Origin of the sequence: Vagococcus entomophilus, from assembly GCF_003987595.1 — a bacterium.
Lineage (GTDB): Bacteria > Bacillota > Bacilli > Lactobacillales > Vagococcaceae > Vagococcus_E > Vagococcus_E entomophilus.
In genome coordinates this window covers 311,431-326,928 of sequence record NZ_NGJZ01000002.1, presented here as the reverse complement: position 1 = coordinate 326,928, position 15,498 = coordinate 311,431, and the positions used below count along the sequence as shown (strand labels likewise).

The 15,498-nt window shown below is 37.4% G+C and carries 14 protein-coding genes; 4 read left to right on the top strand and 10 right to left on the bottom strand.

Annotated features, from left to right (window positions below; translation table 11 throughout):
• Positions 1-9 precede the first annotated feature (9 nt).
• On the top strand, positions 10-279 hold the full coding sequence (locus CBF30_RS07520; protein WP_126824604.1) for a hypothetical protein: 270 nt from the start codon (positions 10-12) through the stop codon (positions 277-279).
• Positions 280-1,006: 727 nt separating this feature from the next.
• Here the strand turns inward: CBF30_RS07520 and CBF30_RS11755 are convergent.
• From CBF30_RS11755 to CBF30_RS07480, 9 genes are all read right to left on the bottom strand, one after another.
• Entirely contained in the window at positions 1,007-1,237 is a 231-nt protein-coding gene (locus CBF30_RS11755; RefSeq protein WP_148112260.1) for a hypothetical protein, read from the bottom strand.
• Between the two features lie 263 nt (positions 1,238-1,500).
• Complete coding sequence (locus tag CBF30_RS07515; protein WP_126824601.1) at positions 1,501-2,517, bottom strand: LacI family DNA-binding transcriptional regulator; 1,017 nt, start codon at positions 2,515-2,517, stop codon at positions 1,501-1,503.
• A 152-nt stretch (positions 2,518-2,669) separates the two neighbouring features.
• Complete coding sequence (locus CBF30_RS07510; protein WP_245975043.1) at positions 2,670-4,454, bottom strand: glycoside hydrolase family 66 protein; 1,785 nt, start codon at positions 4,452-4,454, stop codon at positions 2,670-2,672.
• Positions 4,455-4,627: 173 nt separating this feature from the next.
• Positions 4,628-6,934, bottom strand: coding sequence for a glycoside hydrolase family 31 protein (locus CBF30_RS07505; protein WP_245975042.1), 2,307 nt, complete (start codon positions 6,932-6,934; stop codon positions 4,628-4,630).
• A gap of 9 nt (positions 6,935-6,943) precedes the next feature.
• Positions 6,944-8,584 (bottom strand): glycoside hydrolase family 13 protein, encoded by a 1,641-nt coding sequence (locus tag CBF30_RS07500; RefSeq protein ID WP_126824592.1) that lies wholly within the window; start codon positions 8,582-8,584, stop codon positions 6,944-6,946.
• Between the two features lie 17 nt (positions 8,585-8,601).
• A complete protein-coding gene (locus tag CBF30_RS07495) occupies positions 8,602-9,219 on the bottom strand; it encodes a DUF624 domain-containing protein (protein ID WP_126824589.1) in 618 nt (205 codons plus the stop codon).
• An 18-nt stretch (positions 9,220-9,237) separates the two neighbouring features.
• Complete coding sequence (locus tag CBF30_RS07490; RefSeq protein WP_126824585.1) at positions 9,238-10,125, bottom strand: carbohydrate ABC transporter permease; 888 nt, start codon at positions 10,123-10,125, stop codon at positions 9,238-9,240.
• Between the two features lie 14 nt (positions 10,126-10,139).
• A complete protein-coding gene (locus tag CBF30_RS07485; protein ID WP_126824582.1) occupies positions 10,140-11,057 on the bottom strand; it encodes an ABC transporter permease in 918 nt (305 codons plus the stop codon).
• Positions 11,058-11,110: 53 nt separating this feature from the next.
• Positions 11,111-12,781, bottom strand: coding sequence for an extracellular solute-binding protein (locus CBF30_RS07480; RefSeq protein ID WP_126824579.1), 1,671 nt, complete (start codon positions 12,779-12,781; stop codon positions 11,111-11,113).
• A 375-nt stretch (positions 12,782-13,156) separates the two neighbouring features.
• On the opposite strand from CBF30_RS07480, the gene CBF30_RS07475 reads away from it, so the two are divergent.
• Positions 13,157-13,609, top strand: coding sequence for an LMxysn_1693 family intestinal colonization protein (locus CBF30_RS07475; RefSeq protein ID WP_126824576.1), 453 nt, complete (start codon positions 13,157-13,159; stop codon positions 13,607-13,609).
• A gap of 65 nt (positions 13,610-13,674) precedes the next feature.
• Positions 13,675-14,412 carry a CPBP family glutamic-type intramembrane protease gene (locus CBF30_RS07470; RefSeq protein WP_342774853.1) on the top strand — a complete coding sequence of 246 codons (738 nt, stop codon included), beginning with the start codon at positions 13,675-13,677 and terminating at the stop codon, positions 14,410-14,412.
• A gap of 32 nt (positions 14,413-14,444) precedes the next feature.
• Here the strand turns inward: CBF30_RS07470 and CBF30_RS07465 are convergent, their stop codons facing one another.
• Complete coding sequence (locus tag CBF30_RS07465; protein ID WP_126824570.1) at positions 14,445-14,759, bottom strand: winged helix-turn-helix transcriptional regulator; 315 nt, start codon at positions 14,757-14,759, stop codon at positions 14,445-14,447.
• A 98-nt stretch (positions 14,760-14,857) separates the two neighbouring features.
• Here CBF30_RS07465 and CBF30_RS07460 point away from each other — a divergent pair, with 98 nt between their 5' ends.
• The gene (locus tag CBF30_RS07460) at positions 14,858-15,469 is read left to right on the top strand and encodes a nitroreductase family protein (RefSeq protein WP_126824567.1); all 612 of its coding nucleotides are present in this window, start codon (positions 14,858-14,860) and stop codon (positions 15,467-15,469) included.
• Positions 15,470-15,498: the final 29 nt, after the last annotated feature.

The window sequence follows — 15,498 nt, the reverse complement described above, 5'->3', positions numbered from 1 at the left end:
GTTGTTCTATTGGAAGAAATAGCAAAAAAATTATTGAAAGAGTTAAAAAAGAATTTAGAAAAAATACGTGTGCAAGCAATTGGCTCATCCAAAATACAGAAATCTCATACCATGAAACAAGAAGCTAAAAAGCAAGGTGAAACAGCAATACAAAGTGCTAACAAGGCACTGTCTTCTTCTTCTCAAACATTAGAATCTGCTGTTAAAGGTCAGTTTGAAAAAAAAGTAACAGAAGCTTTTGAAAAACAACAACAAACTTTAGATAAACTATCTTCTTAGCGTTCAGTGATTAAATTGATAACACTTTATTAAAATGGCGTAAACTTATCTATTACGTACCGTGCAAAACTAATTTATTTTTGAGTGGGAATAAAGAGCCAACATAATAAGGATGGAGAATGCCGATAAATCAACGTTTTTCAACTTATGAAATGCTTGATTTTCATTGAAAATGATTTGGTTTCCTACTATTTCCCCTAATTAGTTTCCTATAAAGAAATAGCCATTTAAATGTAATGAATGCCATAGAATTATGTAATGTGTCACAAATTATAGCGTTAAATCAAAAAAGACATCTTATTTAGCACAATTTGATCTTAAATATATTTCTCAAAAGTTGTTCACCTCAAAAAAGAAAAAGCAAAAAAAATCCCAACCACTTCCCTAACATAGTGTAGCAGAGGATATTGTTACTATGGATCAAAAGTCCACAACTGACAACAAAATAGTGATAGTATGAGCAGACGTTCCCCCCCCCCAAGAAAGAGTTCTACTCTTTAATCTCTTAGGTTACTACTAAACTCTTGGTTACACAAGTTCCCCCTATTTTTTTGTTTTATGTTTACGGTCTTCTTCCTTTTTCATCTTTGTTAATTTTCCAGAACCTAGACCTGCAAAAAATTGTGCTATTATATCGAAAACAGCCTCAGTTAGCCCCATACTTTTCAATCCTTTCAAACAACATTTTTAAAATATAATTTTATATTATTTATATAATAAATAATATTTAAAAAAACGTCAAATTGAATCCTTTACACAAAGTTGTGCTATCTTGTATTTTTTTCAGACAATTCACAAAAGTTTTCGCTGAAGTCAGTTGTTTTAATTCAAAATTTGTTGAAGCATCGATGACACTGAATCCATCTTGTGTTTTTGATGGATCAGTTCTAGCTGCGACTACTACCTGACTCTTATCCTCATGTGGAAATGATTTATAAATAACCCCTCCACACTTCACTCACATTCTCTACGCCAAAAACAGGGTCGTGGTTCCAATTCAACATTTTCTAACAAGTTTATTTGGGGTGAAATAAAGAGCCCATTAGGAATACCCACCCGATCGACTAACATGAAGTAATCTACGCTAGAACATAATGGCTTTAAGATATAGGCTTCTTAACATGCTGTTTCCTATTTAAAAACAAGCTTGGCCATCCTTTTTTTAGGACGGCTAAGCCTGTTTGATTTGTTCGTGATTAAAAATTTTCTAATCTCAAAGTGCTAGCTTTTTGGATTATTTGACCTCTGTAATACTGTTTGCCGTTCCATCAACTCAAATGGAATAATTTCCGAGCGAATCTCTTGGTTCGTAGTGACTGATTCAATAAGCCGTTTGCATCCAAGTGCGCCCATCTCATAAAAAGGTTGTGCAATGGTAGTAAGTGGCGGTGTCGTCATCCATGCAACACTGGTATCATCATAGCCAATAACCGATAGTTGCTCTGGAACTAGAATCTTATACTGATGGGCCATCGAAATAATTCCAAGCGCGGTATCATCACTTGCGCAGACGAGTGCGGTAGGTAATTCGTGGGTCATGTAATAGTCCATCGCTCGTTTCCCTGCATCAAAGCTAAAGTCGCCAAAAAAAATCAACGCCTCATCTCTTAAGATTTGGTTCTTTTCTAAGCAATCACGGTAACCAGCTAGTCTTGGCTGTCCAGCAACTTGATCATTTTGATTGACTCCTGCTAAACCAATTTTCTGGTGACCTTGATTCACTAAGTACTGCGTAGCGTGATAGCTGGCAGCATAATCATCTACCTTTATATAAGGCAATCGATTGCCTTCTGAAATAGTTGAAAGAAGAATTGTTGGAACTCCTAGCTTACGGATCATCTGCTGTTGCTCCTTATTCAAATAAATCGATACAATAATAATGCCATCTACCCGTCGATTGACCATAAGCTTCAAGCTATCAAATAAACGATTCCCTTCAACCCCGGCATGTGTCAGGATTACACTATAGCCAAAATCATAGGCCACATCCTCAATCCCTGTCACAATATTGCCATAAAAAGAAGTACTCACGTTGGGAATGATAATCCCAATTGTTTTCGTCTTGTTGGTTACCAGACTCGTCGCGGTTTCATTTTTATAATAGCCCAGTTCCTGTGCGGCCGCTAATACTCGATTGCGCGTGTCACTGCCATAGCCGCCAATGCCATTGATGACTCTGGAAACGGTAGCGGTCGAAACATTGGCTCGCTTCGCTATATCTTTAATTGTGATTGCCATTTTGTACCTCCCAACATCGATCATTCCAAAAACGAATGAAAAGAAACTCGGTCCCTTGTAATCCTTCTCTTTTCCTATTATACACTAATTCACTTGATAGATAAGAGCTTTTCAAAGAGTGAATGTCACTTTTTTCATCCTGTCTGACTTTCTTAGTAAAAATAAAGCATAGCCCAATATTCTAAACTACTTACTGGAATTTCAAGATAGATACCTCTCTGATCACGCTTTTGTGTTATCGCTACCTTTTTTGATAGTCCATCAAATTCTGGGTCAGGAGAAGTAAGATAAGCATGGGGATAAATCTGCTCAGTATAATATTTTACCGTCAAATTACTTTTCTTTTTAGGTGTTTCTTTTTTCCCCTCGTTGGCACGCCAAGTCACATCCATCACTCCACTTAGATTAATAAGTTGGATGGCTTCCATACCCTCTTTTTCTTTTGCATACGCCCAAATCGTATCCGCTTGGCCGTCAATACTTGTTTTTTCTTGATCAATACTAATTGGTTTTTGGTTATCCTCTAATCCATCGCGCAAAATATTTTGATAGGCGACAATAAATTCTTGCAATGCGTGTTGTCGTTTTTGGTGCTCACAACTCATGTAGAGCTGATTACTGGGAAAGTATTCATTAGATAGCATTTCAGTTCCGTTTCCCAGTTCCATTCTGGAACCTCCTGCCGCGTATACCGCAGCAGCGGTCAAGAGAACTGCCGCTTGGTTGAACGATTGACGGATTTTCTGATTTGCCGCATAGTCATACTCCATATATGCTGGAATAATTAACGATTTTCCGCCGCTTTCTTTTCTGGATTGATCAATTTCTCTTTTTAAACTCATATAGTCTTCATATAGATTTCCTTCGCTATCCTTATCCCAAGGCCAAATCTCAGCATACAACACATCAACATTCGAAGTGTTAACCTGCTCAATCCCTTGTGCGCCAACAGGATTAAATGACAAATAATAGGCATTCCCTAATCGTTCCTTGACCGTATTCAAAAACGAGCGATAGCTGTTTTTGACATATTTAGCTTGGTCTTCTTGACCAATATCAGCTGCTGCCCACATTTTTCCCCATTCGCCCACAGTATCTCCATGCCAACCATCAAATCCCATGACGGCTAATGCTTCTTGATTTTTTTGAATGATATATGTTTGCCATTCAGAACAATCCAAATCAAAGAAAAACAACGTAGATTGTCCTGACGGGCTGTCCCCCATCTCAAATGAAAAAACCTCTCCTTTATGTTTACCTTTTTCTCCGTGTTCTTCTGCATAGTGAAGGAGCCAATCCGCTTTCACCCCATATTCTTGGTAATTATTTGTAGCCGCATAAATCATGTTATAGCTCATACTCACTATATTCGCTTTCTTCGCTTGCTGGATATACATTTTTACTTTGTTGCCATCAATCTGACGTCCTGACCAGTCTTGCCAAGTCATAGCACCATCTTCTGGAATCAATTGATGGTGCAAAAATTTCCAGTCATAGTACTCAATGGAATTTAATTGCCAATCTTTCATTTGTTCTATCGTTTTTTCTGGCGTTGTCGCCCCACCAAATTCTGTTAAATAGCCGTAACGAGGGAATTTCGTCCAGTCACTCGACACGTCGATTGCCTTATTCGCATGAGCGACTATTTGTCCATCTAGATTTCTTAATTCAAGTTGTGCCAAGTATCCTTGATAATCCATAGATGGTGACCGCCAATCAAGTACAATCGTTCCTTCACCCTCTTTCGTAGTCCATTCGCCAGACTTTTGTCCCACCTTGTCACCTAAATGAGTAACGACCAGATGGTACGTGCCTTGACTCTCCTGTCCTTTATCAGATAACCGAACAGTCCATTTGACTGGAAACCCTGGTCGATAAACCGCTCGATCTGCCGAAATTTTTTGTATGGAGACCGTTTGCTTTTGATCTTTTTTCACTACGCTTCTCACTCCATCCTCCTAATAAAAATATCCAAACCATAGAGAGTTTGCTCACGCGATAGAAAAGAAACCCGATAGCAAGTTTGCTTTCACCACTGTTACTCATCCTCTTCTCTATAGTCTGGATAGACACTTGCTAGACAAGTTTAATTGTGTCTTGTTAGAGCTGTTTATTCTTCTCGTTGGTCTGTGTATTCACATTCAAATAATGCTTGTGCTAAATCAGGTAAAGAGAGTTGCGAAAATAAGTTGAAACGTTTCTTTTTACTTGTTTCATCACCATAACGTTGCCATATTTGATCTTTTAGTTGATTCTCAATATTTGCTCGTTTTAAAATATCAAAAACTGCTTGCTCACTCGTTTGTGTTTTGCTATACGCAAAGCCAACAATGCTTAATATATTTTGCCGCTCTGATTGTTGCACGATAATTACTTGTTCCTTAGTCTGTTCCTGATAGCTTGAAGACAGACACTCTCCAACGACCTGTACTTCATCTGTTACCCGTAGATGAAACTCGTGTTGTCGATTGCTAGGAAGAATTTTGTTATCCCCTTCTGTTTCGATTGACAATTGTTGTGTAGCTTCATCTAGGCGAACTCGCGTGGTACATCGGTTTCCTGCGAGGTCTTCAATCAGTTCATACTCATTAGTTTTACCGGGAAATATTTCCCAGCGTATCTTTTCTGGTAATTCGTTTGCTTTAGTTTCCTCTGGCGTAGCATCTAACGGAATAATAGCTCCTGCTCTTGCTAAAACCGGAATATCTGTTAACGAGCGATACATCGTAATGGACGTATCTCCTTCATAACGGCAGTTGCGAAATAGATCAAACCAATCTCCCGGTGGCAAGAATACCTTCGCTTTGCCCAGTTCGGTTTCTTGATTTATCGGTTGCGTAATTGGTGCAACGAGTAACTCCGATCCAAAGAAATATTGATTCCGACTGTTGTAGGCCTCCTCAATCTCTGGATAACGGTAATACATCGGTTGCATCAAAGGTACTCCCACTTCATGTGTACGTACATTTGCAGTATATAGATAAGGAAGTAACGAATGACGGAAGCGCAAATAGTCTTTCATAACACCTGCAATAGTCGGCTCAAATGTCCATGGTTCTTTGCTTGTAAAAGCACTAGAAGAACTATGAAGCCGATTAATCGGACTAAATACCCCAAACTGAAGCCAACGTAAAGAGAGTTCTTCATCTTTGTAGCCCAACATATGCCCTCCAATATCATGACTCCACCATGAATAGCCTATATTAGAGGCAGTTGTCGTCATGTACGGTTGAAAAGCTAGGGAGGCCCAACTGATAATCGTATCCCCTGAAAAACCTAATGGATAACGATGACTTCCTGGACCTGCATAACGCGATAAAATTAGGGGATCTTGTTTGCGCTGTGTTTGGTCTAAAAAGTGATAATGATTTAATTGCCAAAGAGGATCCAAACCGGCAACTCCACTTTTCGTTCCTTGTTGCCAGTCAATCCACCAAAAATCAACTCCCTCTTCTTCCATCGGATGATGAACATCCTCAAAATAACTGACACGGAAAGCTTCATCATTTAAATCAAAGCGCGCGGGCTCTTCTTCAGCTTGATTCAACTGGAGACGTTGTGCCACTCTTGGATAGGCCTCTTCAAACGCTCGAATTCCATCTGCCGGATGGACATTCAGTGTGACTGCAAGTCCCTTATCATGCAGAGCCTGCATGAAGCGTTTGGGCTGAGGAAATAACCTTTTATCCCAGGTATAACCAGTCCAACCATTGCCAAAGCGTTCAGGAATCTCGGTCAAATGCCAGTCCATATCAATCACCGAAACAGACAACGGAATCTTCTCCTCTTGAAACTGTTCAACCAGATTCAAATAGCTTTCCTCTGTGTATTTCCAATAACGACTCCACCAATTTCCAAGCGCATATCTTGGTAGTAATGGGGTTTGACCCGTCAATTGATAAAAATCTTTGAGCGCTTTAAAGTAATCATGCCCATAAGCAAACAGATAACAGTCAGTTGTACTTCCATGACGTTTCACTGGATGATTTTCTTCATCAAGTATGAATGTGGTAGAATCATCCATCACCGTCACTCCGTTTCGACTCAAAATCCCGTCTTCCAGCATCACTTCTCCATCTGCCCCATCCAGCGTTCGAGTCGTTCCTTTTAAATTCCACTCTGTATCTCCAAATCGCCAGTGATGAGTATAGCCTGTTTCAAAACGTACATCCAACGACACCGTATATTCGTTAAACTTTTTTTCTTTCTCGTAGAAAAGCGCAACATTCGGAGTATGAAGTGCTAGTTGCTCATTTGTTTCAGTCACCGTGACTTTTGGTGGATCAAAGGTTCTATTTAATACCGTTTGCGTGAAACGATCTTCAAATTGCCCGTCCTCGCTGTATTCCATTCGTATTAACTGATTGGTTAAGACAGTAATTCGGTAGTGCGCTCCTTGAAAAATTGTTTTCGCCATAATATTCTCCTATCTTCTTTCACTTTTAATTTTTGCCGCAAAAGCTTCGTATGGTCGCAGTCCCAACTCACCTGTATCCGGAAGATCCGTTTGATAATTGTGAATAAGCACCTTATCCATCACATCTCTAAGTAGAAACGTTTGATTTGTTTCTGAAAAATTTGCTACAACCAACCATTTTTCACCCGCAAGCTCACGATAATAAGCAAAAACTTCTTCCGCTGTATCTTCGATTAACTGATACTCGCCCCAAATGACAAGCGCGTGTTCTTTTCGCAGTTCAATTAGTTTTTGGTACGTATAAAAAATAGACTGGGGATCTGCCAAACTTTCTTTGACGTTGATTTCATGATAATTGGGATTCACATGCAACCACGGAGTCCCTGTAGTAAAGCCGGCACATTCTGTATCATCCCACTGCATCGGTGTCCGGCTATTATCTCGTCCTTTTGCATTAATTGATTGAATAATTGCTTCTTTACGGTACCCTTTACTAAGACGTTCTTGATACATATTGATACTTTCAATGTCCCTAATCTCTTCAATAGAGGTGACTGGGCAGTTGGTCATTCCTATTTCTTCTCCTTGATAAATGTATGGGGTCCCTTTCATCAGGTGGAGCAGAATCGCAAGCATTTTGGCACTCTCTACTCGGTATTCTTGATCATTCCCCCAGCGTGACACAATCCTTGGCAAGTCATGATTATTCCAAAACAAACTATTCCACCCTTGATTTCCAAGCGCTGTTTGCCACTTAGAAAGAACCCGTTTTAATGCTCCAATTGATAACGGCTTTATATCCCATTTTTCTTTACCTTCTTGTTGATCTAAACCAATATGTTCAAACTGAAAGACCATAGATAGTTCTTTCCTTGCTGGATCAGAGTATTGTTTGGCAATCTCAGGAGTTGCACCCCAAGTTTCTCCAACCGTCATGACATCATGCGAACCAAATGTAGCTTGATGCATCTCTTGTAAATACTGGTGGAGTAAGGGACCATTTCCTGTAAGTCCTTGATCTGGTAGCTTCCCAATCAGATCAATCACATCCATCCGAAAACCACCAACACCTTTTTCTAACCAAAAGTTCATCATATTGTAGATTTCTTGTCGAACGTTTGTATTTGCCCAATTTAAATCTGGCTGTTTTTTGCTAAATAAATGTAAAAAATATTGGCCTGATGTTGCATCAAACTCCCAAGCACTGCCACTAAAAGTTGATGAAATTTCATTTGGAACATCCCCATTTACTGGATCACACCAAATGTAATAGTCCCGATACGGATTCTCTTTTCCTTTTTTTGCTTCTATAAACCACTTATGTTCATCCGATGTATGGTTTACGACCAAGTCCATGATAATCTTAATGTTTCTTTTGTCTGCTTCTACAATCAAACACTCCATCTCTTCCATCGTACCAAATTCTTCCATGATTGCCTCATAGTCACTGATATCATAGCCATTATCATCATTGGGAGACTGATACACCGGTGAAAGCCAGATTGCCGTAATTCCTAATAATTGTAAATAATCCAAACGACCTATAATTCCTAGAAGATCTCCAACTCCGTCTCCATTACTATCTTGAAAACTTCTTGGATAAATTTGATAGACGACAGCTTTTTGCCACCATTTTGTTTGTTGTTCCAATTTTTCGATTCCTCATTTCATTCAAATTTTTTTAAGACACTTAGTAATACATAACTTTGTAAAAAGAACTCAAAAGAAAAACTAATAAAACAAGCGAGGTACATAGAAAAAACAAGAAGAATTGGTGAGAGGATGCTCAAGACAACTGGAACGAACCACACCGTTAGTAGTAAAATCCCTAGAAAAGGATGAGCAAAAAACAATTGAAATGCTAAAGGGAGAACTTTCCCTAAGGAGTTTTGATACCTCGCAATCAAAGCAAAAGAATACTGCAAAATAACGAGTAATAAAAAACCGACTATTCCGATTCCAATCATTGGCCAACTCAACAGTGCTTTTTTTTGAACCAAATACAAAATATCAATCCACAAGATACCTAAAACAAATAAACTACCTATCCATACGACAGTCGCTTGTTTAAAGGATTGACGAAAAGCCTTAAAATAGTTAGTCGTTACACGTAAGTCATCACTTTCTATCATTTTCATGCACGCACTAAATGTTGCACTTAAAGAGGCCCCAATTGTAACAAGAGGTACGCAACCTAGTAAGAAAAGAAAATTTAGAATCAATAATTGTACGACTTTGGCTGAAGTTTTGTAAAAAAGACTATCAATTGATAAAAAACTTCTCATTTTTCCCCCTCTTTTCTGTCATTCTTTCACTGATCCAACAACAATACCTTTAACGAAATACTTCTGCATAAAAGGATAAATCAGCAATAAGGGTAAGACTGCTACCACTATTTTCGCAGCGTTCAAGTTTTTATTAGACACTGCTGTTAACGCTTGGAACTGTTCTGCTGTTAAACCTGTAGAATTTTGTAAAGTTTCTGAAATATTTATTGTTAAAGACTGAATATACGTCATTAACGGATAGTTTTCCGTTCGTGTCATGTAAAGTAGTCCTCCAAAAAAGTCATTCCAACTACCGACAATACTAAATAAAGAAACAGTTGCCAAAGATGGCAACGACATCGGAATATAAATTTTTAACAATGTCTGCCACGGAGTCGCACCATCCATAGCTGCGGCCTCTTCTAATGACTTTGGAACTCCACGGAAGAAGTTCATGACCAAAATGACACTGCCAATCGGAACTGCTCCAGGTAAAATCAACGACCAGATTGAATTGATGAGTCCTAATCTTTTCACAACTAAATAGGTTGGAATCATCCCACCACTAAATAGTATGGCAAAAATCATGATATTCATAAAAATTTTTCTCGTTGTAAAAGCCTTCTCAGACTTGGATAAAGGATATGCCATGGTTACAATTAGGAACAAATTAATTGCCAAAGTCGCTACCACACGAAACACAGAAATACCAAAGGAACGCCAAAATTGGTGATCACTGATAATTTTTTCATAAGCACCTAAAGTAAATTTGACAGGAAACAACCCCACTTTGTTGGCCATTACTGCATCGCTGCCACTTAAAGAGATTGCTACTACATTCCACATCGGTATTAAACAGGATAAGCCTAGTAAAATAACAATTATATAAATAATCGTACTTCTAAAGATTGATTTATCTTGCATTTTTTTCTCCTTTCCTAGAACATTACCCGGTTCATTTTCTTTTCAACAAACTTATTAGAGCCAAAAATTAATACTAAGCCAATAACAGACTTAACAAGCCCAACAGCTGTTCCAAGACTGTATTGTCTCCCAATCAATCCAATACGATAAATATAGGTGTCTAATACATCCCCACTTTTATAAACAATAGGTGAATACAAATTATAAACTTGATCAAAACCTGCGTTTAAAATATTGGGAACATTTAAAATCGTTAATAAAAGAATAAAAGGTAGCATCCCTGGCAATGTGACATGCCAGACTTTTCTTATCCATGTCGCGCCATCCATTGTTGCAGCCTCATACAAACCCGGATCGATCGACGTTATAGCAGCTAAATAGACAATCGAACTATAACCGAATTCTTTCCAAACATCTGTCCCAATCAACAAATTTGGAAATAACTGATTGCTACCTAAAAAGTTCAAACTAGACAGACCAAACTGGTTCAATATTTGATTGATAGTTCCATCTAAATTAAACAAATTCACCACCACCGAAGCCAATACCACCCAGGACAAAAAATGTGGCAAGTACACGATGGTTTGAACTGATTTTTTCACCCATAATACTCGAATTTCATTGAGGAGTATGGCAAAGGTGATTGGTAATACCGTGTTAAAAATCATTTTCATAATCGCAATGTAGAGCGTGTTTTTTGTAACTTGCGCAATATCTGGTAGTTTTAGAATATATTGGAAATGTTCCAGACCTACAAACTTTGAACCAAATACGCCCTTAGCAGGAATATAGTCTTGAAATGCCATCAAAAGACCATACATTGGCGCATAAGAAAAAATAAGTAAAAAGACGATTCCTGGAATGACCATTGCAATAAAGAGTAGTTCATTACGTGTTACTCTTTTTTTAATTTTTTTATGTTGTATTTCCATTTTTTCACCCCTAACGAATGAGAAAGAACGATATCGTTCTCTCTCATTCGAGATTATTTATCTGAACTGTCTTGAACTTTTTGCATTTCCTTTAGTACATCCGAACCACCCTGCTTCTTCCAATTCGCAATAAACTGATCAAAGTTCGCTAATGATTCTTCTCCCGTAACAAATTTAATAAATGTTTCTTCTTCTAGTTTCGTTAGTTGAGCACCATTTTTTTCTAAAGCTTTGATTCCATGAAACTTTGGCGGGACAATTTCATTTAAAATACCTAATTCGCGAGGAATTGCCATCGTTTTAGCCCTAGCGACATAAGTTGTGATGTATTTGTTCCAATCATTGATATCTGGATCTTTGGGATTGTCGACAACTTTTTTAATGCTTTGTGCTAATGTTTTGTCCGTTGGTTTCGTTAAATCATTTATATTAATTTTCCCGTCGACTGCATCCGCAATTTGTACCGAATCTTCAATACCACTATTCGCATCATATATTTCGACATTAAAAGGACGTGCGGTTCCGTCTACATCCAACTGACTGTATTTGTATAAGTCTGGATACTCTTTTTGAATATTGTCAGAGTTGGGGACTTTGTCATAAATTAAATTAACGATTTTCAGAGCTAACTCAGGATGCGCAAATCCTTTTTTAACTACGATAAAGCTTCCAGCCCCTTTATCAGAAGTAGCATTTATTTTCCCATCTCCATTTTGATTTTCAATAGCATAAGGAACAAAGTCTGCTTCTGGATTACTTTCTTTTACTTGAGATAAATTCCAGCCTGGTAAATGCCACGGTCCAGGTGCTATTCCTGTCTCCCCGTTGATCAGCATAGCGGTGATGTCATCAAATGTACGTGTCCCAAACTGAGGATCCAACAACCCTTCATCATACCAAGACTTTAAATAGGTTAAGGCTTTTTTAGTCTCATTAGTAGTCGATCCGTAGTATACTTTTCCAGATTTATCAGCTAAATAGTATCTAGGAAATGCACCAAATGAATGCATAATAGTCGAACTTGTAAAAGTTGAATTTCCGTATCCGGTGGCAGCTAACCAGTAGTTTAAGGCCAATCCTACTGGTTTTGCTACATTGTCGGGGTTTTTATCCACAAAAGTCTTGGCTGTTGCTTTTAATTCCTCTAACGTAATCGCTCCGTTCCCATCCGCATCTAACTTAATGCCTAACTTGTCTAACCAATCTTTACGGATCCAAACAAGACCCGGACCGTCATCCACAGATGTCCCTGGAATCGCCATCAGCTTATCATCAAACGTTGCTTCTTTTAATGGAATCGAATCATATGATTCATAGATTTCTTTGATATTTTTACTAGCATTTTTATCATAATAGTTTGTAAGATCTTCTATTAGATCGTTATCAACTAACTCTTTTAATTCATCGTAACTGTTCACCACCATCAAATCAGGCATATCACCAGAGGCAATCGCCAGAGAAACCTGCCGATCATAATCTTCCCCATTCGCTTCAAATGTGCTTTTCAGCTCAACACCTAATTTTTTCTCCACTAATTTGGTATAGGCATTATTTTCATAAGTATCGCCTTTTGGTAATTTTGAATTTTGAATCGTTTGTCGGCCAATCGTTACAATTAAATCTCCCTTTGCATTTTTTGTTTCTTTTCCTCCACCACATCCAGTTACTAACAAGGCACTACTCAGCACTACGAATCCAATCAAAAACTTGCGCATTTTCCCCATCTGTTTTCTCCTTTAAATTTTTTACGTAATCGTTTACGTAAATGCCAAAAAAATATAAATTTGGAACATTACGAGAACGATTACGGTCAAAACAGCCAATACGTAAACGCTTACATTGAGATAGTATCATTCCTCTCTATCTTCTGTCAATAGTATTTTGGATTTTTTCTAAGACTCATTTTTTACTTTTTTGATCTAGTACAATAAAAAATAATCTATCATAGAAGATGGCATTTTTTCTCTTACTTGTAAAAGAAAATAAGTTAACCAGGGGTAAAAAGAATCTATTTATTTTAAAAAACGATCTTTTTTATCGAACATTATTGAAACCGCTTTCTCATCATGATATAATTAAATAAAAAAGGGGTGTTTATTATGAAAAAATTTTTTTCTAGCTTGCTGCTATTGTTTTTTGGATTACTTTTATTTGGAACAAAAAATATGTCCGCATCCCAACTGCAAGAAAAACCAACTCTAATACCTCATTCCTATTTTGAAGACAATGAGAATTATTATATTCTCACACCTAGTCCTAAAAAAGCCCGTACATGGTCAAAAACTCAAGGTTACACTATCACGAATACGAAAAGAACTTATTTAGGCCGTTTTAAAAATGGACACTCTATCACAATCAAAATTCCGCTCCCATTCCCCGGACTCAAACCAATCGTAATTTATAAATATTCAAAAAGTGGTTTTTTTAAAGAGTATCGGCAATCTATTACTATCCGAGTTACTGTTAAGGTTTATCGAAAAATTGATAATCGATACTTAAAGACCACCACTTACACCTCTCATACTTCTTACATTGATAAAATTCCAGACTAATCATAATCTAAAAAGCCTTTCGTAAAAAAGAAAGGCTTTTATAGGAGGTTTTTTCTTTGAACAATATGGTTGCTTTTAAATTATGGGCCTTACCCTTATATGTCCTTTTCTATAATTTGTGTCTTTTTAACCGACTGAATAAAATTTACTATACAGATTTTTTTGTACTCGAGCTTTTGAATGACTTACTCTTTTTATTTTTACCCATTTTATTTTTTTCTGGTTCTAAACGCCCTCAACCTCCCCAACCAGATGCACGTACACCGCTTGATAGGACTGCCCTCTTCTTAAGCAGCCTTTTTGGTATCAGTTTTATTTTGACGATCCATTTTGGTAAAACCATCTACTTTTTAACTCACTATTCTTTTGATGATCTGTTAAAATATCAGGAAACTTTGACGGTTGCTCTTCAGTTACTTGTCTCTGCCGAAATTTTTGCGCCCCTCTTTGAAGAATTCTCTAGAAAACGCTTATTTTCTCAAGTTGAAAACCGTTATCCAAAACATTGCTTACTCCTCATGACTTTAAACTTTACTGGTATGCATCTATTTGTTATCTTATATTATCCTAGTACAATCATATTCTATCTCCCTATCTCACTCTTTTTAAACTGGCATTATTTGCATCATCGAAGCCTTTCATTCAACATCTTTTTACATTTAATTTGTAATTTAACAGCCTGCTGCATCGACTACTATTATTTTTTTATTCCACAACAGTTGTATCTCACAATTTTTTTAGTTGCTTTGGTTAGTTCTGTTATCTTACTTCCTTTCATGATACGAAAAAGAAAAGTGGCTTAATTTTTTATGTCACTCTTTTTCGTCAGCTTTTTCTACAAATTCTTCTTTCCCCACTGGTCTAAAGTCCGTAGAATTGGCACTAGTGAAGCTCCTTTTTCGGTTAAGGAGTACTCAACATGGGGTGGAATCGTATTAAAATCTTTCTTTTTAACCAAATTGTACGCGATTAATTCTTTCAATGAGCGCGTTAGCATGACGTTTGTAATCCCTTGAACAGCTCTTTTTAATTGGTTAAAACGAATGGGCTCTCCCCTCGAGATTGCCCACAGGATATTAATCTTCCATTTTCCGCCAATGACCTCCATTGAGCGCGTCACGCCGCAATCAAACGGTCTCTTTTTTTCCATTTCTCTTAGCTCCTTTAAGTAACAAAAATGTGCGTACTGTTATTATTGTTACAGCTAAATTATACTAGAAATAGAAAAAATGAAAAGGGGAATGAACGATGAATGATTTGCAATTTTTAAACGCTAGGACTTCCATACGAGACTATGATGCGGAGTATGTGATCTCAGATAGAGAGCTTTACTTGATTTTACAAAGTGCTAGAAATGCGCCATCCAGCAATAATTTTCAACCTTGGAAAGTATTTGTTATTAAAAATAAAAAAAAACAAGCAGTACTCAAAAAATTTTCTGCTAACCAAAAACAAGTACTGGATGCCTCTGCCGTTTTTCTTATTTTTGGCAATCAATCTCTGTACGATATCGAAGATCTCATCCAGTATGAGCAAAGAGTGCGCCACCTTTCTGCCGCACAAGTTGAGGCTAGAAAAAAAAGAATACAACTCTATTTTGATATGCACCCAGAAGATAGAAAAAAAGAAGGCCTCAAACTGGACTGTGGCTTATTTTCGATGAACTTAATGCATGTGATTCGTGCATTTGGTTACGATTCTGTCCCTATGAGAGGGGTCGATTTTGAAAAAGTGCAAGAGTACTTTGCAATTTCTAAAGAACTCATTCCCATACTCATGCTACCAGTCGGAAAATCCATAAAAAAAGGGCATCCCCATATAAGAAAAGGGATCCACCAATTTGCTGAAATTATTCATTGAAAATAACCAATTTCTCAACTAGCAGTCCC

Bases quoted from the DNA above. Each gene is read 5' to 3' on its own strand.
- CBF30_RS07515 (WP_126824601.1), bottom strand. From the start codon at position 2,517: ATGGCAATCACAATTAAAGATATAGCGAAGCGAGCCAATGTTTCGACC.
- CBF30_RS07505 (WP_245975042.1), bottom strand. From the start codon at position 6,934: ATGGCGAAAACAATTTTTCAAGGAGCGCACTACCGAATTACTGTCTTA.
- CBF30_RS07495 (WP_126824589.1), bottom strand. From the start codon at position 9,219: ATGAGAAGTTTTTTATCAATTGATAGTCTTTTTTACAAAACTTCAGCC.
- CBF30_RS07490 (WP_126824585.1), bottom strand. From the start codon at position 10,125: ATGCAAGATAAATCAATCTTTAGAAGTACGATTATTTATATAATTGTT.
- CBF30_RS07485 (WP_126824582.1), bottom strand. From the start codon at position 11,057: ATGGAAATACAACATAAAAAAATTAAAAAAAGAGTAACACGTAATGAA.
- CBF30_RS07480 (WP_126824579.1), bottom strand. From the start codon at position 12,781: ATGGGGAAAATGCGCAAGTTTTTGATTGGATTCGTAGTGCTGAGTAGT.
- CBF30_RS07475 (WP_126824576.1), top strand. From the start codon at position 13,157: ATGAAAAAATTTTTTTCTAGCTTGCTGCTATTGTTTTTTGGATTACTT.
- CBF30_RS07470 (WP_342774853.1), top strand. From the start codon at position 13,675: ATGGTTGCTTTTAAATTATGGGCCTTACCCTTATATGTCCTTTTCTAT.
- CBF30_RS07465 (WP_126824570.1), bottom strand. From the start codon at position 14,759: ATGGAAAAAAAGAGACCGTTTGATTGCGGCGTGACGCGCTCAATGGAG.
- CBF30_RS07460 (WP_126824567.1), top strand. From the start codon at position 14,858: ATGAATGATTTGCAATTTTTAAACGCTAGGACTTCCATACGAGACTAT.